24 protein-coding genes and 1 pseudogene are annotated in these 24,541 nt (G+C 55.9%); 9 read left to right on the forward strand and 16 right to left on the reverse strand.

Going from position 1 to position 24,541, the window contains the following annotated elements; all coding sequences use genetic code 11:
- Positions 1 to 148: 148 nt before the first annotated feature.
- Entirely contained in the window at positions 149 to 655 is a 507-nt protein-coding gene (msrA, locus tag AC1D19_RS26100; RefSeq protein WP_477765021.1) for a peptide-methionine (S)-S-oxide reductase MsrA, read from the reverse strand.
- A gap of 173 nt (positions 656 to 828) precedes the next feature.
- A complete protein-coding gene (locus tag AC1D19_RS26105) occupies positions 829 to 1,425 on the reverse strand; it encodes a DJ-1/PfpI family protein (protein WP_477765022.1) in 597 nt (198 codons plus the stop codon).
- Between the two features lie 165 nt (positions 1,426 to 1,590).
- Here AC1D19_RS26105 and AC1D19_RS26110 point away from each other — a divergent pair, with 165 nt between their 5' ends.
- Positions 1,591 to 2,247 carry a CHAD domain-containing protein gene (locus AC1D19_RS26110; RefSeq protein ID WP_477765023.1) on the forward strand — a complete coding sequence of 219 codons (657 nt, stop codon included), beginning with the start codon at positions 1,591 to 1,593 and terminating at the stop codon, positions 2,245 to 2,247.
- 134 nt (positions 2,248 to 2,381) lie between these two features.
- On the opposite strand, the gene AC1D19_RS26115 is transcribed toward AC1D19_RS26110, so the two are convergent.
- Positions 2,382 to 3,155 carry a ParA family protein gene (locus AC1D19_RS26115; protein WP_477765069.1) on the reverse strand — a complete coding sequence of 258 codons (774 nt, stop codon included), beginning with the start codon at positions 3,153 to 3,155 and terminating at the stop codon, positions 2,382 to 2,384.
- Between the two features lie 178 nt (positions 3,156 to 3,333).
- On the opposite strand from AC1D19_RS26115, the gene AC1D19_RS26120 reads away from it, so the two are divergent.
- Positions 3,334 to 3,621, forward strand: a complete 288-nt coding sequence (locus AC1D19_RS26120; RefSeq protein WP_477765024.1) for a hypothetical protein — start codon at positions 3,334 to 3,336, stop codon at positions 3,619 to 3,621.
- A gap of 114 nt (positions 3,622 to 3,735) precedes the next feature.
- On the forward strand, positions 3,736 to 3,915 hold the full coding sequence (locus tag AC1D19_RS26125; protein ID WP_477765025.1) for a hypothetical protein: 180 nt from the start codon (positions 3,736 to 3,738) through the stop codon (positions 3,913 to 3,915).
- Positions 3,916 to 3,936: 21 nt separating this feature from the next.
- On the opposite strand, the gene AC1D19_RS26130 is transcribed toward AC1D19_RS26125, so the two are convergent.
- The 3 genes from AC1D19_RS26130 to AC1D19_RS26140 form a co-directional block, all read right to left on the reverse strand.
- Complete coding sequence (locus AC1D19_RS26130) at positions 3,937 to 4,140, reverse strand: hypothetical protein (protein WP_477765026.1); 204 nt, start codon at positions 4,138 to 4,140, stop codon at positions 3,937 to 3,939.
- A gap of 41 nt (positions 4,141 to 4,181) precedes the next feature.
- Entirely contained in the window at positions 4,182 to 4,613 is a 432-nt protein-coding gene (locus AC1D19_RS26135) for an NUDIX hydrolase (RefSeq protein ID WP_477765027.1), read from the reverse strand.
- Between the two features lie 296 nt (positions 4,614 to 4,909).
- Entirely contained in the window at positions 4,910 to 5,125 is a 216-nt protein-coding gene (locus AC1D19_RS26140; protein ID WP_477765028.1) for a hypothetical protein, read from the reverse strand.
- A gap of 411 nt (positions 5,126 to 5,536) precedes the next feature.
- Between AC1D19_RS26140 and AC1D19_RS26145 the strand changes: the two genes are divergently transcribed.
- On the forward strand, positions 5,537 to 6,403 hold the full coding sequence (locus AC1D19_RS26145) for a patatin-like phospholipase family protein (protein ID WP_477765029.1): 867 nt from the start codon (positions 5,537 to 5,539) through the stop codon (positions 6,401 to 6,403).
- Positions 6,404 to 6,768: 365 nt separating this feature from the next.
- On the opposite strand, the gene AC1D19_RS26150 is transcribed toward AC1D19_RS26145, so the two are convergent.
- Entirely contained in the window at positions 6,769 to 8,664 is a 1,896-nt protein-coding gene (locus tag AC1D19_RS26150) for a sigma-54-dependent Fis family transcriptional regulator (protein WP_477765030.1), read from the reverse strand.
- A 245-nt stretch (positions 8,665 to 8,909) separates the two neighbouring features.
- Between AC1D19_RS26150 and AC1D19_RS26155 the strand changes: the two genes are divergently transcribed.
- The gene (locus AC1D19_RS26155) at positions 8,910 to 10,733 is read left to right on the forward strand and encodes an NAD(P)-binding domain-containing protein (protein ID WP_477765031.1); all 1,824 of its coding nucleotides are present in this window, start codon (positions 8,910 to 8,912) and stop codon (positions 10,731 to 10,733) included.
- Positions 10,734 to 11,446: 713 nt separating this feature from the next.
- On the opposite strand, the gene AC1D19_RS26160 is transcribed toward AC1D19_RS26155, so the two are convergent.
- Together AC1D19_RS26160 and AC1D19_RS26165 are read right to left on the reverse strand one after the other, a co-directional pair.
- On the reverse strand, positions 11,447 to 12,064 hold the full coding sequence (locus AC1D19_RS26160) for a nucleoside/nucleotide kinase family protein (protein WP_477765032.1): 618 nt from the start codon (positions 12,062 to 12,064) through the stop codon (positions 11,447 to 11,449).
- Positions 11,985 to 12,227, reverse strand: a complete 243-nt coding sequence (locus AC1D19_RS26165) for a hypothetical protein (protein WP_477754948.1) — start codon at positions 12,225 to 12,227, stop codon at positions 11,985 to 11,987. Before AC1D19_RS26165 ends, AC1D19_RS26160 begins: the two co-directional genes overlap by 80 nt.
- Positions 12,228 to 12,357: 130 nt before the next feature.
- On the opposite strand from AC1D19_RS26165, the pseudogene AC1D19_RS26170 reads away from it, so the two are divergent.
- Positions 12,358 to 12,459, forward strand: a pseudogene (locus AC1D19_RS26170) (cupin); the annotation flags it as partial.
- 52 nt (positions 12,460 to 12,511) lie between these two features.
- Here AC1D19_RS26170 and AC1D19_RS26175 read toward each other — a convergent pair.
- The 4 genes from AC1D19_RS26175 to AC1D19_RS26190 form a co-directional block, all read right to left on the reverse strand.
- Complete coding sequence (locus AC1D19_RS26175; protein WP_477765033.1) at positions 12,512 to 13,411, reverse strand: LysR family transcriptional regulator; 900 nt, start codon at positions 13,409 to 13,411, stop codon at positions 12,512 to 12,514.
- Positions 13,412 to 13,525: 114 nt separating this feature from the next.
- The gene (locus AC1D19_RS26180) at positions 13,526 to 14,668 is read right to left on the reverse strand and encodes an FAD binding domain-containing protein (protein WP_477765034.1); all 1,143 of its coding nucleotides are present in this window, start codon (positions 14,666 to 14,668) and stop codon (positions 13,526 to 13,528) included.
- Positions 14,669 to 14,721: 53 nt separating this feature from the next.
- Positions 14,722 to 15,834, reverse strand: a complete 1,113-nt coding sequence (locus AC1D19_RS26185; RefSeq protein ID WP_477765035.1) for an alkene reductase — start codon at positions 15,832 to 15,834, stop codon at positions 14,722 to 14,724.
- Between the two features lie 37 nt (positions 15,835 to 15,871).
- The gene (locus AC1D19_RS26190; protein ID WP_477765036.1) at positions 15,872 to 16,516 is read right to left on the reverse strand and encodes a DsbA family oxidoreductase; all 645 of its coding nucleotides are present in this window, start codon (positions 16,514 to 16,516) and stop codon (positions 15,872 to 15,874) included.
- A gap of 286 nt (positions 16,517 to 16,802) precedes the next feature.
- On the opposite strand from AC1D19_RS26190, the gene AC1D19_RS26195 reads away from it, so the two are divergent.
- Genes AC1D19_RS26195 through AC1D19_RS26205 form a run of 3 tightly spaced genes read left to right on the forward strand, consistent with a single transcriptional unit; the run spans position 16,803 to position 20,790 of the window.
- Positions 16,803 to 18,068 (forward strand): cytochrome c, encoded by a 1,266-nt coding sequence (locus tag AC1D19_RS26195; protein WP_477765037.1) that lies wholly within the window; start codon positions 16,803 to 16,805, stop codon positions 18,066 to 18,068.
- Positions 18,069 to 18,073: 5 nt separating this feature from the next.
- Positions 18,074 to 18,538 (forward strand): (2Fe-2S)-binding protein, encoded by a 465-nt coding sequence (locus tag AC1D19_RS26200; RefSeq protein WP_477765038.1) that lies wholly within the window; start codon positions 18,074 to 18,076, stop codon positions 18,536 to 18,538.
- Complete coding sequence (locus AC1D19_RS26205) at positions 18,535 to 20,790, forward strand: xanthine dehydrogenase family protein molybdopterin-binding subunit (RefSeq protein ID WP_477765039.1); 2,256 nt, start codon at positions 18,535 to 18,537, stop codon at positions 20,788 to 20,790. The genes AC1D19_RS26200 and AC1D19_RS26205 overlap by 4 nt, the downstream gene beginning before the upstream one ends.
- Positions 20,791 to 21,021: 231 nt before the next feature.
- Here AC1D19_RS26205 and AC1D19_RS26210 read toward each other — a convergent pair whose 3' ends face one another.
- The 3 genes from AC1D19_RS26210 to AC1D19_RS26220 all read right to left on the reverse strand — a co-directional run bounded on the left by AC1D19_RS26210 (position 21,022) and on the right by AC1D19_RS26220 (position 24,510).
- Positions 21,022 to 22,359 (reverse strand): OprD family porin, encoded by a 1,338-nt coding sequence (locus tag AC1D19_RS26210; protein ID WP_477765040.1) that lies wholly within the window; start codon positions 22,357 to 22,359, stop codon positions 21,022 to 21,024.
- Positions 22,360 to 22,495: 136 nt separating this feature from the next.
- A complete protein-coding gene (locus AC1D19_RS26215; protein ID WP_477765041.1) occupies positions 22,496 to 24,151 on the reverse strand; it encodes a cation acetate symporter in 1,656 nt (551 codons plus the stop codon).
- The gene (locus AC1D19_RS26220) at positions 24,148 to 24,510 is read right to left on the reverse strand and encodes a DUF485 domain-containing protein (RefSeq protein ID WP_477760246.1); all 363 of its coding nucleotides are present in this window, start codon (positions 24,508 to 24,510) and stop codon (positions 24,148 to 24,150) included. Before AC1D19_RS26220 ends, AC1D19_RS26215 begins: the two co-directional genes overlap by 4 nt.
- Positions 24,511 to 24,541: the final 31 nt, after the last annotated feature.

The following is a 24,541-nucleotide window of genomic DNA, read 5'->3' on the forward strand; positions in this document are numbered from 1 at the left end:
AGGGAAGATTTGTTTTCCATCCATGGTTCGACCACTCTTGGCCGATATCTGCAGATCTTTATCGGCAATTTTTGGTCGTTTTCCGGCCCATCGCAACTGGCGTCTAACGGCAAGAAGCGGTCATCTCTGCGCCTAACAAGCGCGACTCTCAGGCGCGCTTGGGGAGCTTCCAGTTCGGGCGGATGAAGTGGCATGTGTAGCCATTCGGTATACGTTCGAGGTAATCCTGGTGCTCCGGTTCCGCTTCCCAAAAGGGCCCTGCCGGTTCGATTTCGGTGACTACTCGGCCTGGCCACAGGTGTGAAGCATCGACATCGGCTGTGGTGTCCTCGGCGATGTCACGTTGCTGTTCGCTGAGATAGTAGATCGCCGAGCGATAGCTAGGGCCTAGGTCATTACCCTGACGATTTGGCGTGCTGGGGTCGTGTATCTGGAAGAAGAACTCAAGGATCTGCCGGTAGCTAATCACGGCAGGGTCGAAGACGATCTCGATGGCTTCGGCGTGATTGCCATGGTTGCGGTAGGTGGCATTCGGCACATCGCCGCCGGTGTAACCGACCCGAGTGCGCAGCACACCGGGATAGCGCCGCAGCAGATCCTGCATGCCCCAGAAGCAGCCGCCGGCGAGAATGGCAGTTTCGGTTTGTCTGGTCATGGTCTGTCCTTCCTCTCGGGGACGTTGGGTATAGCCATTGTTATGAGGGCGTGTCGGCCAATTCCAAGGTTTCGCGCAAACAGAGCTGGAATGACCGCATTTGGCCGTCAGCTCGGGTCGGTTTCCGCCGGTCGCTTCAGGTAGAAAACGGCCAGAAGCGGTCACTGCTCGCATTAAAGAAACCGCGAAATATTCTCCATCGCACGCGTTATGTAAATATCCTTCTCACCTACCGGGGCAACGTAATGAAGCGCACTGCGTGCGGCCTCCACACCTGCAAGACGTGAAATGAACCAAGCGGACAGATACTGCGACGACAAGCACCCGCCAGCGGTTGCGACATTGCCCTTGGCCACGAACGGTTGATTGAGTACCGCCACACCGGCCTCTTCAACCCATGGCCTGGTGATCAGATCCGTGCAGGCCGGAACCTCGTCCAGCAGGCCCAGCTTTGCAAGTATGAGCGTGCCCGAGCACTGGGCGCCCAGGAGTTGGCGCGCAGGATCAAGTTTCAGGCGAGACATTAGCGCGGCATTCGCGACGACGTCCCGGGTCATTCTCCCACTACCCACCAGCACAGCGTCCGCGACGCATGCGTCCTCCAACGACATCTGCGCCTCGATCATCAGGCCGTTCATCGACAGCACCTTGTCCGTGGGGCTGGCGATAGACACTCGCCAACCTGGCTGTTGAACCCGGTTGAGGATGCCGAACGAGATGAGCGAATCAAGTTCGTTGAAACCTTCAAAGGTAAGGATGGCGATGTGCATTGTGAGCCTCGTACCAGAGAAATCTTGTGGCCCATCGTAAAACTCAACAACCAATGCACTCAAAAAATTGTAATGGATACACTCTGACTCACTACGGCAATATGGCAGTAACAATCTGCATCACCGACTCCCAGTAAAGATCTACGCTCTGTACTGATTACGAACGTGGGCACAGGCGAATCTGATGGCATTCATCGACAGGGTCGGCTGACAACACCGACGCGGGATCTGGAAGTAATGGCCAGCGAACTTGAGCTTCGGGGCATGCCTGAAGCGGCGGCCACCAGGCGTTCTCGCTTAAAAACAGATTATCGAAAAATACTCAATGATCCCGCGTTGGATGGATTGTTCGCAACCTTGGATCAATGGCCTTTTGCATTCAGGGCATCAGCGCCAGGCAATGATTCAAGGGTAATGAAACAGGTCATCGTCAAGGCGCTGACCAAGCAAATCGATAAGCTCCATCGCGCTTTGGACGATGAGCAGTTTGACCGGCACGAATTAAGAATTTTGGTAAAGCGCACTCGCTACCTTACCGAAGCATTCCCAGAATTGTCCCCGCTGTCGACGACGGCGGCGAAATCCTTGAAGGCGGTGCAATCAGCACTGGGATCCTGGCATGACCATTTCCAGTGGTGCCTCAAGGTAAAACTTGAGCCTGACCTTAAGTCGCTGGAGCACCTGTGGGCGGAGGCTTCCGTCGGAGAACTTCAACAAGCTGAAAATGAAATGCAGAAGCTGAAAATGCTGCATCCAAAAATCTCTGGCAAAAAAATGGCCGTCCCAAAGGCGGCCAAGAAAACAGGAGTTGATTCGAAGTAAGAGCTAGCGATTGCGCGCGAGCTATCGTACTGGCATTTCGATTTCAATTTTATGTTCAGCGCACGGAATCAGATGGGGAACCAAGGCGCGCTATCCCCTCGTCAGACGCTGAACTTTCAACCTTGCTGTTGCGATCAACCGGCTCGTTCCAAAGCGGAAAACAGGCTGACGAATTCCAATGACAGCTTATGGCGTGGCGCCAGATGGATCATGGGCACCGACGTTTCATGGGACTCACGCATTTTGACCGTGCTGCTCAAGTAATCCGGTAACACGGGCAAGCCTTCGGCCACCAACTCGTCGATCAGCATCTGGTGCAAGCTGGCACGTGCCACAAATTGGTTGACCACCACGCCTTCCACGATCAACGACTCATTATGGTCGGCTCGCAACTCGGCCACTTGTGCGATGACACTGTAGAGCGCCTGTCGAGAGAAGCTGTCGCAATCAAACGGAATCAACACGCGGTCGGCGGCGATCAATGCGCTGAACGTATAGAAACTCAGGGAAGGCGGCGTATCGATATAAATACGTTCGTAATCTTCGGAAAGCTCTACCAGCAAACGACGCAGCTTGTTGAACTTGAATTTGGACTCAAGCTTTGACTGCAGGTCAGCAAGCTCGCGACTGGCCGTGACCAGGTGCAGATTGGCATAGCGGGTAGCAGTGATGGCCACGCGACTCCTCTTGCTGGCCGGGCCGCTGGACAGGGTTTGCTTGAAGAAATCAGCGATCCCCATGGGGATGTCGTCACCTGTCAGCCCCGTCAGGTAGTGGGTCGAGTTAGCCTGGGGATCGAGATCCACCAGCAACGTCCTGTAGCCTTCAGCAGCGCTGACAGCCGCGAGATTGCAGGCGATGCTGGATTTGCCAACGCCCCCTTTTTGATTGAACACAGCTCGACGCATGAGGGAGGTAACCTGAAAAAGATCCCCCTCGATCATAGGATTGAAACATTTCAGTAATATTTCTACGCGACAATTTTGTTTCATTTTTAAGACAGCGGCTGCCATGCCCTGACTGCGTCACCCGACTGCAGTTAACGAGAGGCGTGTCTGTACTTACGGCAATACAAGGAAGTCGACGATGCAATGCTCGCCGGCTGAAATACGGCACCAGATCCTGGACGCCGAACTCGTGTTGAAACGACTCGATATCGAGATGGAAGGGATTCAGTTTGATCCGCTGGTGCCTTCAAGCGTCACTGCTGCCTACGCCAAGGTAGATCGGGTGATTGAGCATCTGTTGGCCCGGTTCAAAGCCAACCCCATCCTGGGGCCGTTAACAAAAGAGCTGAAATCCCAGTACCTTGACGGTATCCAAGCGAAGGTAGCGAACGCCAGAAGGTGCAATGATGTCTTGTTGGATGCCTAAACCAACATAAAACTGAAAACAACTGAAAGCATTGATCTAGAGCCTCTGTTTCATTTTGATACGTCTTCAAAATGCATTACTCTCTGCCGCACTAAACGCAAAGGGACTCTGCCAATGAATGTCAAAATCGAAGTGAATGAGCAAGGAAGCGGATGCAAGGTCTGGCTCGACGACAAAGCTGTGTCATTTCAGAACCTGGAAGAAGCGCAGGCCTATGTTGCTCAGCTGCAAGGGCGTATTGAGGCAGCATCCAGTTCGTTCGCTTTGAGGGATAAGGGCTCTGAAAACGCCTAAGTGCCGTACAGATGCAGCGCATCAGCGCAGGTGCTGGTTGTCGAAGCAGTACCTGCTCCATGCCGCGCTCGCTACGGTTACTGCATTGCGGTAGCGATCATGTTCAGCCCAATCATCCTCGTTAGAGGGGTACGGCGTGGATTCGATGTGCTTGCGAAACGCGGCGTAGGCATCTGCAAAGTCCTGTTCAAGTCGCTGAGATTCAATCCGATAGTCGCTGCCCATTGGTAGACACTCCCAGGTTCGATACTCGTTCAACGTGGACGCTAACCAGCGGCGTGAGTTGCCAAGTTATGGCCCGAGTCAGACGCGAAGTGTTTGAGCAACGACCTGATTGCCCCCCGAACAGAACGCTTGTCCAAATCCTTTGCGCTGAACCAGCGGCAATCATCAATCTCGTTGCAGGCACGAGGCTTCTGATTGAACGTCCGCCGGGCCTCGAACAAAAAATGAATGACCTTGTCGTCCTCGTACTCACAGACATAAGAGATTTGATCGATAGCCAATCCTGTCTCCTCTGCCATCTCCCGTAAGGCCGCTTGCAAAGGCGTCTCGCCCTGTTCGACTCGTCCACCCGGTAGATTCCACTTGGCGTTGCGTTTGCGCACAAAAAGGATTTGCTCATCCTGGCGTAGGATGACTGTCGCCCGTCGTTTAAGGTCTTTGAAATTCGCGTCAGTGGAGTGCTGGCTGCCCATGAGTGATGCCTTCAATCTGTCCCTTGGCGAGGTAAGTCAAATCACGCACGGATCAATGACTCTAAAACCATCCTCCCTCATGTAGGTGTCAATATCATGACCGACACCACACTCTAACGGGCAACTGCCATTCCAAGCGGAAGGCGCGCTCGCGAATATGTACCTACAAAACACTGCAGACTTTCTCGATGCCATCTATTGGAGATAATGAGTCAGAAACGTCCACCGATGTTTCGGTAACGTGACCCTGGTTTGACGTGAGCGCGTATCTACTTCTTCGCCCGCCGGTGAAGACGTCACGCAAACTTGATGGATCCGCCTTGGATATCGTCCCGCGCCATTCGCAATTCATTGGCGTCTTGGTTGAGCCGATGAATCAGGTTGAGTAACCGCTGGCGAAGCACTTCGTCTTGCAGTTGCTCGGCCGCACGCATCACATCCAGCGCCGCGCTCTCATTGTTGGTGGCGACAGCATCGAGCAGTTTGCGCATGCTTCTTGATGGCCGATTCATCTCCAACCCTCCTAGGTTTCGGTGGTGCGAATCATATGGCCGGAATGTTTCGTCAATGTTTCAGCTGCACGAACTGGTTTTGAATCACCGGCTCCGGCTGGTTTCCCGTTCCAAAAGTACGTTTTGAAGGCGCTCCAGGTTAAGTCGCTGACTCTCAACCTCGGCTTCCTCTTGAGCCTGATAGGTGTTCTTGAGACGTAGTTTCTCTTCGTTGTCATAGACGTTCATTCCTATGGACGGAGTCTCGCAGTAGAACCGCGCTCCGTTGCGCATTGATCCCGTTTCCATTGGGATTCAGTATCGTCCGGAACTCCAAGCTTGCGACGTCTCGATCATTTGGCGAGCACCCGGAAGTAACGCCGACCCGCCAGCTACACTGATTCGATACATTTCTGCACAGAGACTTCGACCATGGCGACCAAAACCGCAATCGTATTCGCTGGCGGCGGCAGCTTGGGTGCTGTCCAAGTGGGTATGTTGCGGGCCTTGGTCGAGGCCAACATTCGATTCGACATGGTGGTGGGCGCTTCGGTGGGTGCCATCAACGGTGCCTATTTTGCCGCAAGACCCGATTCCGAAGGCGTCGAGGCGCTCGCAAATTTTTGGCGGGGCCTACGTAAAACAGACATCTTTCCCCTGTCCTGGCTCGATACCTGTAGAGGACTGATCAAACGGCGTAGCTTTCTGTTGCAGCCGGCGGCTTTGAACCAACTGTTGGATCAGGCACTGCCTATACACCGCATTGAGGATGCGGCGTTGCCCCTGCACATTGTCACCACTAACCTGCTGAGCGGTGCCGAGACCGTTCTGTCCAGTGGCGAACTCCGACAGGCATTACTGGCCAGCGCTGCCATCCCGCTGGTATTCCCCTGCGTAAAGATTGCCGATCAATTCCTGATTGACGGTGGCGTGGCAAGCAATACACCTATTTCAACTGCCGTAGCCCTGGGCGCCACCAACGTAGTGGTGGTTCCTACAGGAATGAGTTGCGCCCTACCACAACCGCCCCGAGGCTTGATCGCCTTAGCCCTACATACCGTCAACCTGATGAGCATGCGCCAGTTGGTGAGTGACATCGAACACTTCCGCACTCTCACCAGCCTACACATCGTCCCGCCCTTGTGCCCTGTGGATGTCTCGGTGTTCAACTTTGACCAGACCGAGTCTTTGCTGCAGCGCGCCTATGAGCAGACCCTCCGGTGGCTGGAGCGTGGGGGGCTCGAACGCACCAAGGTACCTGGTGCCCTGACCATCCATTCACATGCCCATGAGCATTGAGTGATGGCTCAATGCGTGCTGCGCTTAATCGCCAGGGGCATTTCGGATGGGCAGGCCGTACTACTTATGACCGTCCAGAAGGACGCCATCTGTACCTCCATCAGGAACACCAAAAGCTTAGCCGGGCCCAGTTGGCCCGAAGTAGCGACTTTAGGAAACTGGCGTGGGCGCTTTATCAGCTACCAGCGAGGCAAGAATACCTTGGCTAAATCCCATATGAAGGCCACATATGTGTCATACGGAGCTGGCATCGTGTCGTGCACGAACACATGGTTGCTTCTAGCATTAGCGCCCTCTCCTGCTCGACCTCTATCGCCTCAGTCCAAGTCCACAGAGGCAGGAAACGCGACGATGTCATTCTGCATTCAACCGGGTCGTGAAATACCGTGATGGCGCAGTTTGCGATAGAGCGTATTGCGGCTGATCCCTAGGCGGGCGGCAACATGGGCGATATGCCAGTGTTCCGCCTCAATCAACGTTAGCAGCGTCTGCCGCTCGGATACTCCAAGCGGATTTTCGGCCAGCGCGGCTGTCGCTGGCGCTGCCGGCAGCAACTCCGCCAAATCGTCCAGGGTGACACGCCCCTCCAAAGCCAACGCTACCAGTGTGCGCAGACACGTACGTAGCTGCCGAACATTGCCTGGCCAAGGCTGCGCCAGCAAGCGCTCTCTGACACCCGCTTCCAGCCGAACTCTTGCCCCTGCTGTCTCCTCGCGCAGCAATAGGTCGAGCAAACTGCCCTTGTCTGATCGTTCGCGCAGCGGCGGGAGCTGCACGGCGAACCCTGCAACTCGATAGAAAAGATCTTCGCGAAAACGCCCTTCGGCCACACAGGCGTGCAGATCCTGGTGGCTGGCACTGATAAGGCGTACGTCGAGCGGACGTGCCGTCGCGCCGCCTAGCGGCACCACCTGACGCTCCTCCAGCACACGCAGCAGGCGAGTCTGTAACGCCAGTGGCATATCGGCGATCTCATCGAGAAATAGAATGCCGCCATGGGCCTGCTCCAGCTTACCGATCATCCCGTCCTTGCGTGCGCCGGTGAAGCTGCCGCCGCGATAGCCGAACAGCTCGCTCTCGATCAGCGTTTCTGGAATGGCCGCGCAATTGATCGCCACAAACGGCTGGTTCGCTCTGGAGCTGGCACGATGCAGCGCCGCAGCAAAAGCTTCTTTGCCGGTACCGGTTTCGCCCTGTAAAAACACCGGAACGTCACGCTCCAAAACACGCAATGCGCGAGCAAAGCCGCGTTGCAGGCGCGGGTCTTCCAGACACACGTGCACGTCGTTAATTTTGGGGATTGCAGGAGTAACTAAAGGCACCTGGCGTAAGGGTTCTCGCAACTGTCCGTAGAGCAGGCGTCCGTCCACCAGCCGCATTGGCCAACAGACACTCGGCTGAGAGCTGGCCTGACTCATCACCTGATCGATAGGTGTTTCCAGCAGCATCGTCAGAGATTGCCCAACCACCTGGTCACGACTGAGGCCCAGCAGATCCAGCGCAGCATCATTAACTGAACAGATACGGGCACTCTCGTCGAAACTGAGCAGACCTTCACCCAGCAGCCCAACGAAGCCTGCCTCAGGGTGGAAGCGCAGCAAGTATCGCTGCGGATCATGCCCTAAGAAAAAACAGCTCTCGATCAACTTGGCTGACAGGTTGGTCAACGCCATGGCCTTGAAGCGTTGCTGAAGACTGTGTTCCTCCCGCACAGAGGAGAGGTTGAGCACGGCAAGCAACTCTCCGTTCGCATCAAATATCGGGCTAGCCGAACACGTTAAGCCGACGTGCTTACCACGGAAATGTTCATCACGACGGATGGTTACGTGCTGTCGCTCGACCAAGCAGGTGCCGACACCGTTGGTACCCTCGCAATCCTCGCTCCATACCGAACCGAGCCACAGTCCGGAACGCTGGAACTCGGCTCGTTCGGTTTCGTTGAACACACTGTCAATCGCCACACCGCGGGCATCGGTGAGTAGCACCACGTGGCCGTCACGCCCGAGTTGTTGGTGCAAACTGCTCATCTGCCAGTGCGCCACGGAGATGATGTGTTCCAGTGGCGCGCGGTGATCCTGTAAGCGTGGGTGCTCAACTACATTAGGCGCGCGGCGGCTGGCGGGATCGAGCTGATGCTGATCCAGGCACCGGCGCCAAGATCGTGTGATGGCCAGGTCAGCAGTATGGCCGTGGCTGGCGGGAGTGCCCTGCACGGCTTGTAGCACTTGTTGTGCATGGGCGTTGATCAAGGCCGGCTTCATTGTTCTTGTTCTCCGCTACGGTTAGGACACGGGGCTATTCGCAGCTTATATGAAAAGACTGCAACGAGCGCTCTTTGCGCCGCGTGACACTCTGTCATCCGCCGTTCCCAAAATCGTGACATAGATCCGAGTCAAAGCCTGAATACTACTGTGGCAGCCGCTCTGCAACGGGGCTTTCATGAAGATGGCCCGGGCCTTGCTCTAGGGCAAGTTGTTACAAAAACAACAAGATCGGGAGAGGCTCCATGAACATCGCTATCGAAACACCTCTGCAAACGCCAACTGCTCAACTCGCGGCCTGGGTCGAAAACCTCGGCGAGCGTCTCGCCCAACGTGATTTGGACGGTGCGCTGGAATTATTTGCCGAAGAGTGTCACTGGCGTGACCTGCTACTTTTCAGCTGGAACTTAGTGACCTTGGAAGGCAAGCCTGCCATCCGAGACATGCTCGAAACACGCCTCGACCGGACTCGTCCTGAGCGATGGAAACTGGAAGGTGAGGCGACGCTGAATAACGGTGTGCTCGAAGGTTGGATCAGCCTGGAAACCAATGCGGCGCGAGGTAAAGGCTACGTGCGTCTAAAGGAGGGCCTGTGCTGGACGCTGCTGACGACCATGCGCGAGCTCAAAGGCTTTGAAGAACCCAGCGGCCGCCGTCGTCCAATGGGTGCCAATCATGGTCACGCCCATGCCGACAAACGCAACTGGCTAGAGCGCCGTCGTGATGAAGAAGCTTCGCTAGGCATCAACACCCAACCTTACTGCCTGATTGTGGGCGGCGGCCAGGGTGGGCTGGGGCTCGCTGCGCGGCTCAAGCGAATGGGCGTGCCAACTCTGATCGTCGACAAAGCCGAGCGTCCTGGCGATCAGTGGCGCGGTCGCTACAAGTCGCTGTGCCTACACGACCCTGTCTGGTACGACCATATGCCTTACCTGCCCTTCCCCGATCACTGGCCAGTCTTCACCCCAAAAGACCAGATTGGCGACTGGCTGGAAATGTACACCAAAGTCATGGAGCTCAATTATTGGCCGCGTACAGAATGCGTGAGCGCCAGCTTTGACGAGCAAAGTGCCACCTGGAAGGTTGAAGTGCAGCGCGATGGCGAGCGTGTGACTCTACAGCCTACCCAGTTGATCCTCGCTACCGGCATGTCAGGCGTACCCAATGTTCCTAGTTATCCGGGTGCCGAGGTTTTCCATGGCCAGCAGCATCATTCCAGTCGCCATCCCGGCGGAGACGCCTGGAGCGGCAAGCGCGCGGTGGTCATCGGTGCGAACAATTCGGCTCACGATATCTGCGCCGACCTGGTGGAGAACGGTGCCGAGGTGACCATGGTGCAACGCTCGAGCACCCACATCGTGCGTTCCGACAGTTTAATGGATTTCGTCTTCGGCGGGCTCTACTCGGAAGACGCCCTGGAGACGGGTTTGACCACGGACAAGGCCGACATGCTGTTCGCCTCTATCCCCTACAAAGTCATGCCAAGCTTTCATCAACCCATCTTTGACGCGATCAAGGAGCGTGATAAGGACTTCTACGAGCGCTTGGCCAAGGCCGGCTTCATGCTCGATTTCGGTGACGACGAGTCTGGCCTGTTTATGAAGTACGTACGCCGTGGTTCTGGTTACTACATCGACGTCGGCGCATCCGAACTGATCGCTAATGGCACGATCAAGCTCAAGAGCGCGCCTGGCCTGGGTGTCGAACGCATCGAAGCAGATGCCGTCGTACTCAACGATGGCAGCCGACTCCCGGCAGATCTGATCGTCTACGCCACGGGCTATGGCTCAATGAATGGTTGGGCGGCGAAGCTGATTTCCCAGGAAGTAGCTAACAAGGTCGGCCGCTGCTGGGGCTTGGGTTCTGGAACCACGAATGATCCTGGCCCGTACGAGGGCGAACTGCGGAACATGTGGAAGCCAACACAACAGGAAAACCTCTGGTTCCACGGTGGCAACCTGCATCAGTCACGGCATTATTCGCTGTATCTGGCGCTGCAGTTAAAGGCGCGCTTCGAAGGTATCGACACATCCGTCTATGGCCTTGCCGAGAGTCACCACATTGGCTGAGTCAAATGGCGCCCAGCCGTAGTTGGGCGCCGTTCCACAATGTCCCGGACGCAGCCTGGATAACAGTGCACCACGCCTAAGCGCAAAGGACGTGGGCAAAGCCCGCATAGAGCTTGATTCCAAAGGTGAAGACCAGTGATAACAATGGCCGGGGTGTTCGCCCCGGCCGCTAACGCCACCTCGTAATATGCCGTTATCGCTGCAAAAAAATAAAATATGATGCTGAAAATGGTTTGACGTTTCAGGCTTGTACGCTGCCGGTGTTATCCCTTGGTATGAAGCCAATGTTACTTCACCGATATTTGAGTGAATTTCATTGACGTGAGAGTGAGCATCGACGCCATTAATGGGGCGAACGGCTTACGGCTTGTGCGGATAAAGATGCCTACATAGAGTTTAAGCGGCTGAATTAGAACGAGATTTACCCGGTTGATCTAGAGATCCTCTCTATACTGTAATTAACCGGAAAAACTGCGAAATATTCGTTGTTTTTTTCCGGCTAATTGCAAAAAATTGACCGGTAAAGTCTTATTATCAATAAGTTAGCGGTTTCCGGTTAATAAACGACGCTGACACTACCAATCCCCGATCCCTGTTCGAGCCAACTCAATACCCCAGCTCCAGCAAACTTCGGCTCAGAGTTCGATGACAGGCACCCTGATCAAAGCATCAGCCGGCTACCGCTGCGGCGACAAATCAACCCTTCGATCCTGCTAACGATCTATATCTACGGCTATCTCAACCGCATCAAGGCCGGCGCAGCGAACTTCGCCTACGGGGCATCGAAGGACGCTATAGATCTCAGAAATCACCTGCATCGTTGCGTCTTCGATCGTTCCTTCATTACGGCATAAAACCCAGCCGTGATCTGCAATCGCTCGCTCGAACGCCTTGGTACAAGCAACATGTTCTTCCAGCTTATGGATCACAGTACTGCTCAGCCCACGCCGTCGTGCCGCTGCCCTCGCCCATGAAATTTCAGGGGCGGTGACAACCCCGACATGCAGGTCTGGCACTCGCACGTTTCGATCGATGTTCAACTGTAGAATCTCTGCAAACGGGACTATCCGGCGAAACGCGGCATCAGACGGGTACCAGCGATCGATCAAGATAATGCTGCCTGGTGGCTGTTTAGCCAGCACGTGCTGGGAAATCCAGGTACGGCTATCAGCAAAGCGCTCACAAACCTCCAACTCCAAATCCCGGGTGGGATTTCTGACGAGTTTGTTCACAAGGGTCATTGTTTCACCCCTATAGGGATCGCTTTTTTTCTCGCAAAGTCGGATCACCTTTTTGTTGTCTGCCCTCAGTACTTTCGTAACGGCTTCCAAAAGTGTGGTTTTGCCGGCTCCCTTGGGCCCATCTAGAGAAACAAACAGCGGACGATTCATTTTTCACATAACGATTGATATACGGTTTTTTTGCCCTGTTCGTTCGCTGGAACCGCTTGGCGCGACTACGCGAATCGAGTGGAGGGCCCTTATGAACAGACATTGATGAACACTCTAACCCGGTTTCTGGCTAACGGGTCTCAAAATCCAGGGTTACAGCCGCTTATGAACATCGGTCATCGCCCATAAGTTAAATGGTGTACTGAGACAGATCCCCACTGCAGGTTCTGAGGCACGCTCATTTCAACGAATCGGATCATGAAGCATTTTTGATCCCCACTCAGGATGCCGGCTTGCAGACCTATCTTCGCGCACTGGACATTCGGCTCAGCTGAAACCATGACACCGATGACGCCCGGGCTGGCTTGCCAAATGCACAGGACGTGCTCAGGGGGCGAGTATTTCCTGAAGAAACTCAATGAACACATTGATGCGACTGGAACCACGATGATTGGGCAGGTACAGCGCATTGATACAAGTGCTCGCACTGCCAGGGTTGACCTCATACTGCTCCAGCACGCGCGTCAGGCGACCTGCGCTGACATCGTCTCGCACCAGCCAATCAGCCAATAGCGTCACCCCACCCCCGGCCAACGCTGCCTCGCGCAGAATGTCGGCGTTGTTACTTTGCAGCCGTCCCTGCACATTCAAGCGAATGATTTCCTCATCGCCCTGGAATGTCCAACTGTGGTGGCCCGTACAGTAATCAAAACGCAGGCATTGATGCTCCAACAGATCACGGGGGTGTCGGGGCAGTCCGGTACGCGTCAGGTATTCGGGACTCGCCACAACCCAACGCTGGAAATCGCCCAGGCGCTTGCTGACGATGTCATCACTGACGACCGATGAACCAAGACGCACTGACACATCTATTTGCTCGCTGAGCAGGTCACTGACCTCGTCGCTCAGCGAGAGGCTGATCTCCAGGCCAGGATGACGATCCAGCAGTCGCCCCAGATGAGGAGCGATGATGCGTCGGCCGAACTCCACCGGGACGCTGGCCCGTAAGCGTCCTTGAGCTTTGCTGCCACGGTCGGTCACGACGGAATCCGCTTCGTCGATGGCCTCGAGGATCACCACTGCCTTTTCGTAATAGTTCTGCCCCGCCACCGTGACGCTTGTGTTGCGCGTGGTGCGGTTCAACAAGCTGGCGCCCAGCTCGCTTTCCAGCCCCGCTACCTGCCGAGTCACAGACGAAGTGGAGATACCAAGTTTGCGCGCCGCTGACGAATAACCACCACAGCGTACGGTTTCGACAAACATTTTGAGCGCCAGCAACTTATCCATAAACGGCGTCCGGGATAAAAAAGGAAAGGTAGCGACTGTGCATGACCAGGCGTCGTACGTCTTGCATGGCTGTGCTCAATCAGTAGTGGATCAAGCCCGATATGAGCCGCTGAATCAGGATGGAGTGATGCCCATGATCCGATTGCCCATGCTCACCCCCCTGTCCCCCATGCGCCTGCCTTCTGCAAGTTGCTGTTTTTGCCAGGCCTGCAGGGCTTTATCGAGGTCGCCAATGTTGTCGATTGCTTGCGCCAGGAACAGTGCATTGCGGGCCGCCTTGGCCGTGCTTGCGGCGGTATGAGGTCGCGGCACAAAAGCGGCATCGCCGGTCAACAGCACACGTCCGAACACCATTTGAGGAACGTTGAGATCAAGGATCGCCTGGACAAAAATGTCCTTGGTCTGGCGAATCAATTCGCGAAAAGCCGGGTTCGCATGCCGCTCCGCCATTTCCCGTATGTAAGCCTCCTGCTCCGCAGCCAAAGCCCCCGGTGGAATGGAGTGGCTACGCCGCTGGCCGTCGCGATCAGTGAGCACGGCGTCCAGTTCCGGCCCTTGCGCGGCTTTCAAATACCACAGCCAGTTGAACCGGCGCTCGCCAGGATCAACGGAGCCGTTCAAGCCCGGCACCATGTATTCCAACATCAGCGATCCAGGGTCCTGTTGAAAAACAAAATCCTGGTAAAGCTGCGTCTTGGCGAAGTCAGGAAGTCGGTCTTCATCGACAAGTCCACGCCAAACCACATAGCCCGAATAGCTATGTTGCGCCCCGGGCAACACTATATTTCGCACAGATGAACCCGCACCATCGGCCCCCACCAGCAGGTCTGCCTGGGCACGACTGCCGTCGGCAAAAAACGCGGTCACTCGGTGCTCATTCTGAGCCAGATCCACCAGCGTCTTGCCACGGTGATAATGCTCGACAGGAAATGCAGAAAATAACGAGCCGTACAGTGTGTTCCAGGACGTCTGCGTTTGCGGAGTCGGTTCTTTATGCACGACGGTACCGGCTCGATCCAGATACAAACGATCATGGGACCGGACACCTAGCGCACGGGTATGTTGGATGCCCGCATAGCGGAAATGCTGCAAGACATCCGCTTGCAGAACAATGCCACCGCCACGGCTATCCATTGCCGCGGGGGATCGCTCGAAAACATCGACTTGCCAGCCAATCGCCCGCAACGCCGTGGCGGCAAACAGTCCTCCCAGAGAACCACCGATGACCAGGGCCTTTGGTACATCCGGACTCTTCATTACCCTTCTCCTTGCAGAGTGGTGATTCCCACACCAACCGGTTTTGAGCTGCGTTATGGCAGCGCCGGATAGTCGATGTACCCCTTGGCATCGCCACCAAAAAAGCTGTTACCGTCCGCCAGGTTGAGCTCGGTACGCCCGCGCAGGCGGGCGGGCAAGTCGGGGTTGGCAATGAACGGGCGACCGAAAGCGATGAGGTCGGCACGCCCCTGCGCGATGGCCAGTTCAGCGGTTTCTCCGGTGTAACCACCCGCCAGCATCAGAACGCCGTGGAAGTCAGTACGCAGCTGTTTGATGATGGCTTCCCAGCGCGGATCATTACTTTCATCGAGCACCGTGCCGACCATCATCGGTTCCACCAGGTGCAGGTAAGCGAGATTCCATTGATTGAGCCGGGAAGCAATGTAGCCAAAGGTCTGTTCCGGGGTGTCATCGCCCATCCCCATGAAACGTCCCATCGGTGTCAGGCGCACAGCAACGCGTTCGGCACCTATTTCTTCGGTCACCGCTTGCACGACTTCGAGCAGTAGCCGCGCACGGTTTTCAATACTTCCACCGTAGCGATCGCTACGCTGATTGCTATCGCTGTTGATAAATTGGTCCAGCAGGTAGCCATTGCCCGCGTGGATTTCCACGCCGTCCATACCGGCCAGAAGCGCATTGCGCGCGGCCTTGCGGAAGTCGGAAACGATCGCTTCGATCCCCGGAATGTCCAGTTCCTGAGGTACAGGTACATCACCCCACACCCCCTCACCCTTCTCATTCAGGATGAAGGTCTTGCCGGGGACCGGCTGTGCGGTCGGTGCCACCGGTAAGCCGCCGTCGGGTTGAAACACGGGGTGTGACACCCTCCCCACATGCCAGAGCTGCAGGAAAATGCGCCCACCCTCTGCATGCACGGCTTCGCTGACCGCTTTCCAGCCGTGAATCTGCTCGTCGCTATGGATGCCGGGCGTCCAGGCGTAACCCTGACCCTGCTGCGAAATCTGAGTAGCCTCGGTAATGATCAACGCGGCACTGGCGCGCTGGCGGTAGTACTCGACGTTCATCGATGTCGGTACGTTGCCGGGCTGCCCCGCCCGTGAGCGAGTCAGAGGGGCCATGGCGACACGGTGATTGAGGTTGAGTTGGCCGAGTTTGATTGGGCTGAACAAGTGACGAGACATGATGATTTCCTGAATGGATCGGGATTGAACAAGCGGCTCAAGCTGCCTGGTTTCGTTTCAGTATCTGGATCATTATTTCGGTGGGTTGCGCGCCACTGATCACGTCATCCGCGATCTGAATACTCGGCACCGAGCGCACCCCGGACGCCTTGATTTGCTCTTCGAGTTTCAAGACTTCAGCAGTGCCTTCATCGGTGTTGAGAAAGTCGACAATGGCCCCTCGGTCCAGCCCTGTTTCGCCACCGATATCGGCCAACACATTAAGGTCGCCGATATCCCGCCCCTCGCCGAAGTACGCCTTGAAAATGGCCTTGACCAGGAATGAAGCGTCTTTACCCGCCTGTTGCTCCCGCCATACCAACCGATGCGCTGCCATGGTGTTGGGGGTTGTTTCGACACGCTCATAATGGAAGCCAAGGCCGACGGCCTTACCGGCGTGGGTGACCTGCGCGTCCATGGCCTGGCTGCGCGCCCAACTGCCGAATTTGCCAGAGCGATAGGCTTTACGATCCATGCCTCGAACAGGCATGTCCGGGTTCAATTGGTAAGGCAGGAAACTGATTTGGCGGTCAGTTGAAAAAACCGAAGCGGCAAGCGCGCGTTCGAGATTCACCTCACCGATCCAGCACCATGGGCAGATGAAGTCGTAAGTCACCTGAATAGTGGATGAGTGCAAACTCATGACGGTCTCCTTGGTTGAATGTTTTCACATCCCCAAGGTAAGCGTCCGGCGCCCCCCGGAGAATCCGCCTGCCACGCAACGTTGCTTTTCGCAAAACGCAACGATGAGGTGATCTGCGCGCCGGCGCACTGCCGTCGTTGCGCCCGGCGCAATGTAGCGTTGCGCCTTGATGGGGTACTCCATCACAAGCGCCCTGTTTAAGCTCTCTGAGCAGAAAGTCGCCGTACGCCAATCGCACGCGGCGGATTGAAAAATCTGTCGTTTACTCAGTTCGAGAGGTTAGGCGATGAAGCGCAAGACGATCATCGGTGCCGTTCTGGCGCTTGGCGTGGTGGGGATAGGGTTCGCGTTCTGGATGATGTGGAGGCCGGAAATAGCTACTGCCGGCCAGCCTCAGAGTGCCGGACGCGAAACCCTGGACAGAGGCCGGCGCATCGTCGAAGCGGGAGACTGCGCGGTCTGCCACACGCGGCCAGGAGGCGATTACATGGCGGGCGGATTGCCATTGAAAACGCCCTTCGGAACACTTTTCACCACCAACATCACCCCGGACCGGGAAACCGGTATCGGCAAGTGGTCGCTGGAGGCCTTTGAACGAGCCATGCGTGAAGGCATCGCCCGCGACGGTCACTTTCTCTATCCGGCTTTCCCGTACGTGCATTATCGAAAGTTGAGTGATGCCGATATCGCGGATGCCTACGCCTTCCTGATGAGCGTGGACCCGGTCAAATACACCGCACCTGAAAACCATATGGTTTTCCCCATGAACTTCCGTGCGCTGGTGTCTTTCTGGAACTTGCTGTTCCTGCATGGGGATCCGTTGGAACCACTTCCCGACCGGTCAGCGCAATGGAACCGCGGACGCTATCTGGTCGAAGGCGCGGGACACTGTTCATCCTGCCATTCGCCCCTGAATCTGATAGGCGGCGAGAAGAGCAGCGAACTGTTCAACGGCAGTATCGTCGACGGCTGGACGGCCCCCTCCCTGCGCGGGATGGCCGAAGCGCAACACCCCTGGAATGAAGCCCAATTGGTCGCCTATCTGACGGGCAAGGTCGCCGAAGATCACAGTGCGGCGGCGGGCCCGATGTTGCCGGTCAGCCTGAGCATTGCGCAATTGCCGGTGGAAGATGCCCATACCATCGCCCGCTATATTCTTGACCTCAAAAAAACCTCTTCGGACGTGACGTTACCGCCCTGCTCCCCTGAGGCCAAGCCCAGTGCCAAGGCGTTGCCGGGTGCGTCGCTGTTCGACGGTGCCTGCGCAAGTTGCCACGGCTCCGCCGCCCCCATGCGCGCCATTGAATCGAGGCCCGCTCTGGCAAACACCAGCGCAGTGACGGCGGACTCGCCACGTAACCTGATCCAAACCATCCTGCAGGGCATCCCGATGTCCACCGCCGCTTCCAGCCACTACATGCCTGCGTTCGCAGACAGTCTGGATGACTCCCACCTCGCCGCAATTGCCGAGTACTTGCGCAACGAGAGCTGCCCGACCAGACCCTGGACGGACCTCGACAAGACAATCAAGAGCATTCGGGCTCAGGAGTAGCAACCGTGATCACACTCGACATCAACGGCAAGACGCATGAACTGGACATCCCGCAAGACATGCCGCTGCTGTATGCCCTGCGCAACCAGGTAGGGCTCAATGGCACGAAATTCGGTTGCGGTTTGGGTCAGTGCGGCGCTTGCACCGTTTTAGTGAACGATAAACCGGTTTTTTCATGCCTGACACCCTGCGGCGCGCTGGCGGGCAAATCAGTGCGCACAGTGGAGAGTCTGGGCAGCGCCGACAACCCGGGGCCGTTGCAGAAAGCCTTTATCGACGAACAGGCGGCCCAGTGTGGTTATTGCATCGCGGGGATGATCGTACGAGCGCAGGCTCTATTGGAGGCGAACCCTCATCCGGACGATGAAACGATCCGTCGCCACATGGCTCCCAACCTGTGCCGCTGTGGCACTCATGTGCGGATCCTTGCCGCTATCAAGTCGGTCATCGCGCAGGGAGACAAGGTATGAAATCCTCTGCGCAAAACGTCGATCTGAGCCGCCGCGCCTTCGTGATAAACGGCACGTTGGTGATGGGATTCGCAATGCTCCCGGGTATCCCGCGTGCCTTCGCTGACACCGAAGTGGACACCTTGGGGACGGCGATCCTGGCGCCGGATCTGCCAGGCAGCCTGCGGGCCACGCCCAATCTGGACGCCTGGATCCGCATAGACGCGAAAGACGGCATCACCGTCTACACCGGAAAAGTGGAGCTGGGCACTGGCGTCAAGACCGCGCTCCTGCAAATCGCCGCTGAACGCCTGGAAGTATCACCTGGTCTCATCCGTTTTCTCACTGCCGACACTGCGCTGACACCCAATGAGGGTTATACCGCCGGCAGCCATACGATCGTCGACAGCGGCACTGCATTGTTCAACGCCGCGGCCCAGGTGCGTCAGTTGTTACTCGAATCCGCGGCACGCCAATGGCGATGCAACATCGACAGCCTGAGCACGCGGGACGCTGTGATCTACGATGGGCAAGGCCGCAGCATGACCTACATACAAGCGGTGGTCGGGGTTCAATTGCATCGCTTCGCATCGGCGAGTTCCCCCTTCAAGCCAGCCAGCAGTTTCACCCTGATCGGCAAATCATTGCCTCGGCTGGACATCCCGGCCAAGGTCAGCGGCGGTGCGGCCTATGTGCAGGACATGCGCCTGCCCGATATGCTGCATGCTCGCGTGATACGTCCCCCCCGGCGCGGCAGTCAGCTACTGGACATTGACGAGGCCGCCCTCAACAAACTCCCCGGTGTGGTGAAGCTGGTCCGTAACGGCAGTTACCTCGCCGTGGTCGCCTCCGATGAATGGCTGGCGGTCAAAGCGATGCGCGAGGGCTACGGCACTGCCCGCTGGACAGAAGGTAATCCGCTACCTGACTCGACACATATCCATCAACTCCTCACCGAGCTGCCAGCGCGGCGCTACCCGGTGAGCGCCAAGGGTAACCTCACGCAACCTGAGTCGCGTGCGTACAAGGCACGGGTGACCAAGCAATACCTGATGCACGGTTCCATTGGGCCGTCTTGCGCTGTGGCGTGGTTCAAGGATGGGACGCTGACCGTCTGGACCCACACCCAGGGTGTTTATCCTCTGCGCATGGGCATCGCCGAGATGCTAGGTCTGCCTGTGCAGCAGGTACGCTGCATCCATGCTGAAGGCTCCGGCTGCTATGGTCACAACGGCGCCGATGACGCCGCCGCCGATGCCGCGTTGATCGCCATGGCCCTGCCTGGCAAACCAATACGGGTGCAATGGATGCGCGAACAGGAAAATCTCTGGGAGCCCTACAGCTCGGCAATGCTGGCCGAAGTGGAAGCGGGACTGGATGACAGTGGGCGTCTTCGTGACTGGAAATACGAGCTCTGGAGTACTCCGCACAACGAACGCATCATCAATGCCGGGCGTCTGTTACCGGCGTGGCTATTGGCCAAACCCTTCACCCCTGCCCCTTCAGTCCCGATCGCCCAACCCGAGGGTGACGGCGACCGTAACGCGGTTCCGTTGTATGAGATACCCAACCTGCAGGCTGACCTGAATTTTGTGCTGACCATGCCATTCAGGACTTCGGCCATGCGTTCGCTCGGTGCTCATATCAACGTGTTCGCCATCGAAAGTACGGTGGATGAACTGGCGGCTCGGGCCGCTGTGGATCCGGTGCAGTTTCGCCTGAATCACTTGAGCGATTCGCGAGCACGGGCGGTGGTGGATCGCGTGGCCAGTGCGTTCCGCTGGCCGCAAAAAGCAACAGGCCCCGGCAGTGGAATCGGCTTCGCCTTCGCACGCTATAAAAATATCATGGGTTACTGCGCCATCGCCGTGCAGTTGCATGTACAGCGCCAGACCGGGCAAGTGACGATTGATCGGGTGGTTGCCGCCGTCGATGTGGGGCAAATTGTCAGCCCCGATGGGCTGCTCAATCAGATTCAGGGCGGCATCGTGCAGTCCGCCAGCTGGACGCTCTATGAACGAATCCTCTATGACGCCGGTGGCCTGCATAGCTTCGATTGGAGTGGCTATCCGATCATGCGTTTTCCCGAGGTGCCGAAACAGGTCGAGATCCACATGATCGATCAGCCGGATCAGCCATTTCTCGGTGCCGCGGAAATCGTCCAGGGCCCCATGGCCGCAGCGCTGGGCAACGCCATCAGCGCTGCCACCGGCAAGCGTTTGCTTGATCTTCCGCTGGCTCGACGTGGCTGGCAGGAAGCGTTGGGATCATGAGCGATCCTGACGTGCTGAATCGGTCGCCTATCGCACACTCGGAATAAAAAAAGGCGGTGAAGGATCACTTGCACCGCCCTACCCCAATCAAGGGAAATGTTTCTCTTCTATAAAACATGCCGTTGGAAGAGAACGGCATGTACACGCAACACTCCTGAAAGCGCTGCCTGTCAGTTAAGCGGGCCGCTAACCCGCTGAATATACTTTCACTTCCGTTCTATCGGATAACGCCTAAAACAATGCCAATCGGTAATTAATGATTATCCGATTTTCGTCTTGTTGGCGGGTGTTTGGGATGTTGTTTCGTACCATTGCGTTTTTCCACATGACGCTAATGCCTTTTAACGGTCCCGATTGCACGACATAGGCCAGCGTTATATCGCGTTCCCACTCACTGGAATTGCTGGAAGCGATGGTATTGATGTCATCACCTTTAACGTATACAACCCCCGCCGTCGCACCGGGCAAGCCCAGTTTCGCGAAGTCGAAAGCGTAGCGTGCTTGCAAGGACTTCTCGCCAGCGTGCACGAACTTCTGAACCTGCATTTCCGTGATGGTGTAAGTGGTTGGACCGTCACCCTGGTTTAAATAAGGGAAATCGCTTTTTCCGTTGCTGACCTCATAGCCGGCTCCGAAGGAGTGACCGGCAACGGCATAGGTAAATAATCCACTGAACAGGTTATTGTCGACTTTGCCTTTTATCGTATTACCGCCGTAGTAGCCTGTCGTAAAGTAAGCAGGGTCATGGCCGTTTGCACCATCATCTTGGCTATTGAAATATCGAATATCACTGGTCAGAACGCCCGAACCTATTGCCCAGTTATGAATCAGCCCTAGAAAGTGTTGCTTATAAAAATCTTCAAGGTTGCCGTAATAATATTGCAAGGTCAGATCTTTGGTCAGTTTGTAATCGCCACCCGCATAAATGAATTTATTGCTGAAGCGACCGGTGACAGGATTGTTGGCACCCGCAATTGACATGTTTTCGTTATTGCTGGAGTTCCGGCCCTTGACCCCGTCAATTTGCCCTCCTACCAGGGTCAGATCCTTGATGTCCGCGGAGGTAACCTGGGTTCCCTGCCAGGTTTGCGGCAGCAAACGCCCGTCATTACTGAAGATAACCGGCAGTTTCGGGACCAGAGTACCAAGCTTCAACTCGGTCTTGGATATCTTCACTTTCCCGGTCAATCCCAGGCTGGAAAAATCGTCAACCGCATGGTTGCCGTCGCTTGGAAACACCACACCACCGAAGTTGGTACCCGTTGGATTGCCATGTTTGCCGGCGCTTGAATCGAGCTTTACGCCCAACATGCCTAAAGCATCGACACCGAACCCTACAGGGCCTTGGGTGTATCCGGAGATGAATTCCAGCTGGAAAGCCTGTCCCCATTCCGCTTGATAACTTTGATTGGCGGCTTTCTGCGCGGGTGTTGCAGAGTCACGATAATCGCTGTTGATATAGTAATTACGCAGTTTAAGCGCAGCCTTACTATCATCAATGAAACCAGCCGAATGGGCTTGCTGCGCCAATACACACATGGCAGCCGCAACGGTAAAAGAACATTTCATTTATGCGCACCAAAGTTGAGGTTATTATTTTTGTATTAACTATTCAGCGATTTTTCAGGCACAAATTTCCAAACAGCGCACGGAGCATGAGCGCTGTTATTCATAAATTATTTATTGCAGGCAGCCACTACATGGATCAATCAGCTTTGAGTTGAGCCTTCCATGTTGCCGGCGTACCCAGTTCAGAGTCGACCAACTGATTTTCGAATCGATTGCGCTCACTGATGGCACTGGCGGAGCGATCGGTAATGGAAAACCAGAAAATACCGATGAATGCTACGGCCATTGAAAACAGGGCCGGATATTCATAAGGGAACCAGGCTTGCTGATGATGAAGGATCTTGACCCAAACGGTTGGACTGAGAATGCACAGGGTGATTGCCGATACCAGCCCCAACGATCCGCCAATTACGGCGCCACGGGTCGTCAAGCCTTTCCAGTAGATCGATAACAACAGTACCGGAAAGTTGGAACTTGCGGCGATGGAGAACGTTAAGCTCACAATAAAGGCGATGTTTTGCTTTTCAAATGCAATCGCCAGGATGATCGACAACACACCCAGTACGATGGTCGTAACACGAGAGACGCGCATTTCGTCACGGTCGCTGGCGGTGCCGCGGCGCAAAGCATGTGCATAGAGATCATGAGAAACAGCTGACGAGCCAGCCAGGGTCAACCCTGCGACTACCGCCAATATCGTCGAGAACGATACCGCACACATGAATCCAAGGAAGACATTACCGCCGACGTTATGGGCGAGGTGAATGGCAACCATGTTAACGCCACCCAATATTCCACCTGATGCATCGTGATAGGCAGGATTGCTCGCAACCAGGGCGATGGTGCCAAAGCCAATGATGACAATCAGCGCATACCCTATGCCGACAAGACCGGAGGCATAAAGAATGCTTTGGCGCGCGGCTTTAACGTCACCGACCGTGAAAAACCGCATGAGAATATGTGGAAGACCCGCCGTACCGAAGACCAGTGCCAACCCCAGGGAGATGGCGGATACTGGGTCGGTAATCAAACCTCCGGGGCTCATGATTGCCCCATGGGATGGATGAACCTGAGTGGCTTGAGCGAACAATTGGTTCAGGCTGAATCCGAACTCGGATAACACCATGAGAGCCATGAAAACACATCCGGTCAGCAGTAACACTGCCTTGATGATCTGAATCCAGGTAGTTGCCAGCATTCCGCCAAAGAACACATAGATGACCATCAGCGTACCGACGAGCAGTACAGCCGCGGTGTAATCAAAGCCGAACAGCAGTTCCACCAGTTTTCCAGCGCCTACCAGTTGAGAGACCAGGTAAAGCAGCACGATCACGATAGAGCTGGACGCCGCAAAAGCTCGTATGGGTCTTTGCTTCAGCCTGTAGGACAGAACGTCCGCCAGGGTGTAGCGCCCAAGGTTGCGCAATGGCTCCGCGATCAGGAACAGAATGATCGGCCAGCTTGCAAGAAAGCCGATTGAGTAGATCAGCCCATCGAAGCCACTGGTAAAAACCAGGGCGGAGATGCCCAGTAACGACGCTGCGGACATGTAGTCTCCGGCGATGGCCCAACCATTCTGGAAACCGGTAATTTTGCCGCCTGCCGCATAGTGATCGGCAATACAATTGTTTTTACGCGCGGCCCATCGTGTGACAAATAGAGTGAATACGACGAACGCCAGGAACATGCCTATGGCAATGGGGTTATGTTTGGGCACCGCGGCAGGGACATCGCTCGCGTATACAGTTGCCGAAGTAAGGATGGCCGAGAAGGTAATAAGAAGACGCTTCATTTTTTGAAGCTCCTGATGATTGTCTTTATTTTTGGGTCGTAGCAGGTGTTAGTGCGCCATACGTAGACAGCAACGAGAAGAACCGTAAAAGCGAGCATTGCGAAGCCAATCGGCACGCCCCACGTCATGGGTTGACCTTCGGTGATAGGTGTACCCAAGCGGGCAGGAATAAAGGCCAGCGAAAGAATAAAGCCGAAATATACCGCCAGCATGAGAGCAGTCATGCTCCACGAAAATATTCGTCGCTGTTTTACCAATGCACGAAACTGCGGGTTTTCGAGAATCGGATTTTGAATAGTGTCTTCAAGCTGTTCAGCGGACACGGCCGGGCCACCGTCTTGCGGATATGCATGTTCCATGGTTCTCTCCTGCGAAGGGCGTGTAACTGAA

The sequence above is a fragment of the Pseudomonas sp. P1_C12 genome, assembly GCF_056406435.1.

Bases quoted from the DNA above. Each gene is read 5' to 3' on its own strand.
- AC1D19_RS26140 (WP_477765028.1), bottom strand. From the start codon at position 5,125: ATGAATCGGCCATCAAGAAGCATGCGCAAACTGCTCGATGCTGTCGCC.
- AC1D19_RS26125 (WP_477765025.1), top strand. From the start codon at position 3,736: ATGAATGTCAAAATCGAAGTGAATGAGCAAGGAAGCGGATGCAAGGTC.
- AC1D19_RS26105 (WP_477765022.1), bottom strand. From the start codon at position 1,425: ATGCACATCGCCATCCTTACCTTTGAAGGTTTCAACGAACTTGATTCG.
- AC1D19_RS26135 (WP_477765027.1), bottom strand. From the start codon at position 4,613: ATGGGCAGCCAGCACTCCACTGACGCGAATTTCAAAGACCTTAAACGA.
- AC1D19_RS26195 (WP_477765037.1), top strand. From the start codon at position 16,803: ATGAAGCGCAAGACGATCATCGGTGCCGTTCTGGCGCTTGGCGTGGTG.
- AC1D19_RS26150 (WP_477765030.1), bottom strand. From the start codon at position 8,664: ATGAAGCCGGCCTTGATCAACGCCCATGCACAACAAGTGCTACAAGCC.
- AC1D19_RS26175 (WP_477765033.1), bottom strand. From the start codon at position 13,411: ATGGATAAGTTGCTGGCGCTCAAAATGTTTGTCGAAACCGTACGCTGT.
- AC1D19_RS26115 (WP_477765069.1), bottom strand. From the start codon at position 3,155: ATGCGTCGAGCTGTGTTCAATCAAAAAGGGGGCGTTGGCAAATCCAGC.
- AC1D19_RS26130 (WP_477765026.1), bottom strand. From the start codon at position 4,140: ATGGGCAGCGACTATCGGATTGAATCTCAGCGACTTGAACAGGACTTT.
- AC1D19_RS26205 (WP_477765039.1), top strand. From the start codon at position 18,535: ATGAAATCCTCTGCGCAAAACGTCGATCTGAGCCGCCGCGCCTTCGTG.
- AC1D19_RS26185 (WP_477765035.1), bottom strand. From the start codon at position 15,834: ATGTCTCGTCACTTGTTCAGCCCAATCAAACTCGGCCAACTCAACCTC.
- AC1D19_RS26120 (WP_477765024.1), top strand. From the start codon at position 3,334: ATGCAATGCTCGCCGGCTGAAATACGGCACCAGATCCTGGACGCCGAA.
- AC1D19_RS26180 (WP_477765034.1), bottom strand. From the start codon at position 14,668: ATGAAGAGTCCGGATGTACCAAAGGCCCTGGTCATCGGTGGTTCTCTG.
- AC1D19_RS26220 (WP_477760246.1), bottom strand. From the start codon at position 24,510: ATGGAACATGCATATCCGCAAGACGGTGGCCCGGCCGTGTCCGCTGAA.
- AC1D19_RS26155 (WP_477765031.1), top strand. From the start codon at position 8,910: ATGAACATCGCTATCGAAACACCTCTGCAAACGCCAACTGCTCAACTC.
- AC1D19_RS26210 (WP_477765040.1), bottom strand. From the start codon at position 22,359: ATGAAATGTTCTTTTACCGTTGCGGCTGCCATGTGTGTATTGGCGCAG.
- msrA (WP_477765021.1), bottom strand. From the start codon at position 655: ATGACCAGACAAACCGAAACTGCCATTCTCGCCGGCGGCTGCTTCTGG.
- AC1D19_RS26165 (WP_477754948.1), bottom strand. From the start codon at position 12,227: ATGTCTGTTCATAAGGGCCCTCCACTCGATTCGCGTAGTCGCGCCAAG.
- AC1D19_RS26215 (WP_477765041.1), bottom strand. From the start codon at position 24,151: ATGAAGCGTCTTCTTATTACCTTCTCGGCCATCCTTACTTCGGCAACT.
- AC1D19_RS26145 (WP_477765029.1), top strand. From the start codon at position 5,537: ATGGCGACCAAAACCGCAATCGTATTCGCTGGCGGCGGCAGCTTGGGT.
- AC1D19_RS26190 (WP_477765036.1), bottom strand. From the start codon at position 16,516: ATGAGTTTGCACTCATCCACTATTCAGGTGACTTACGACTTCATCTGC.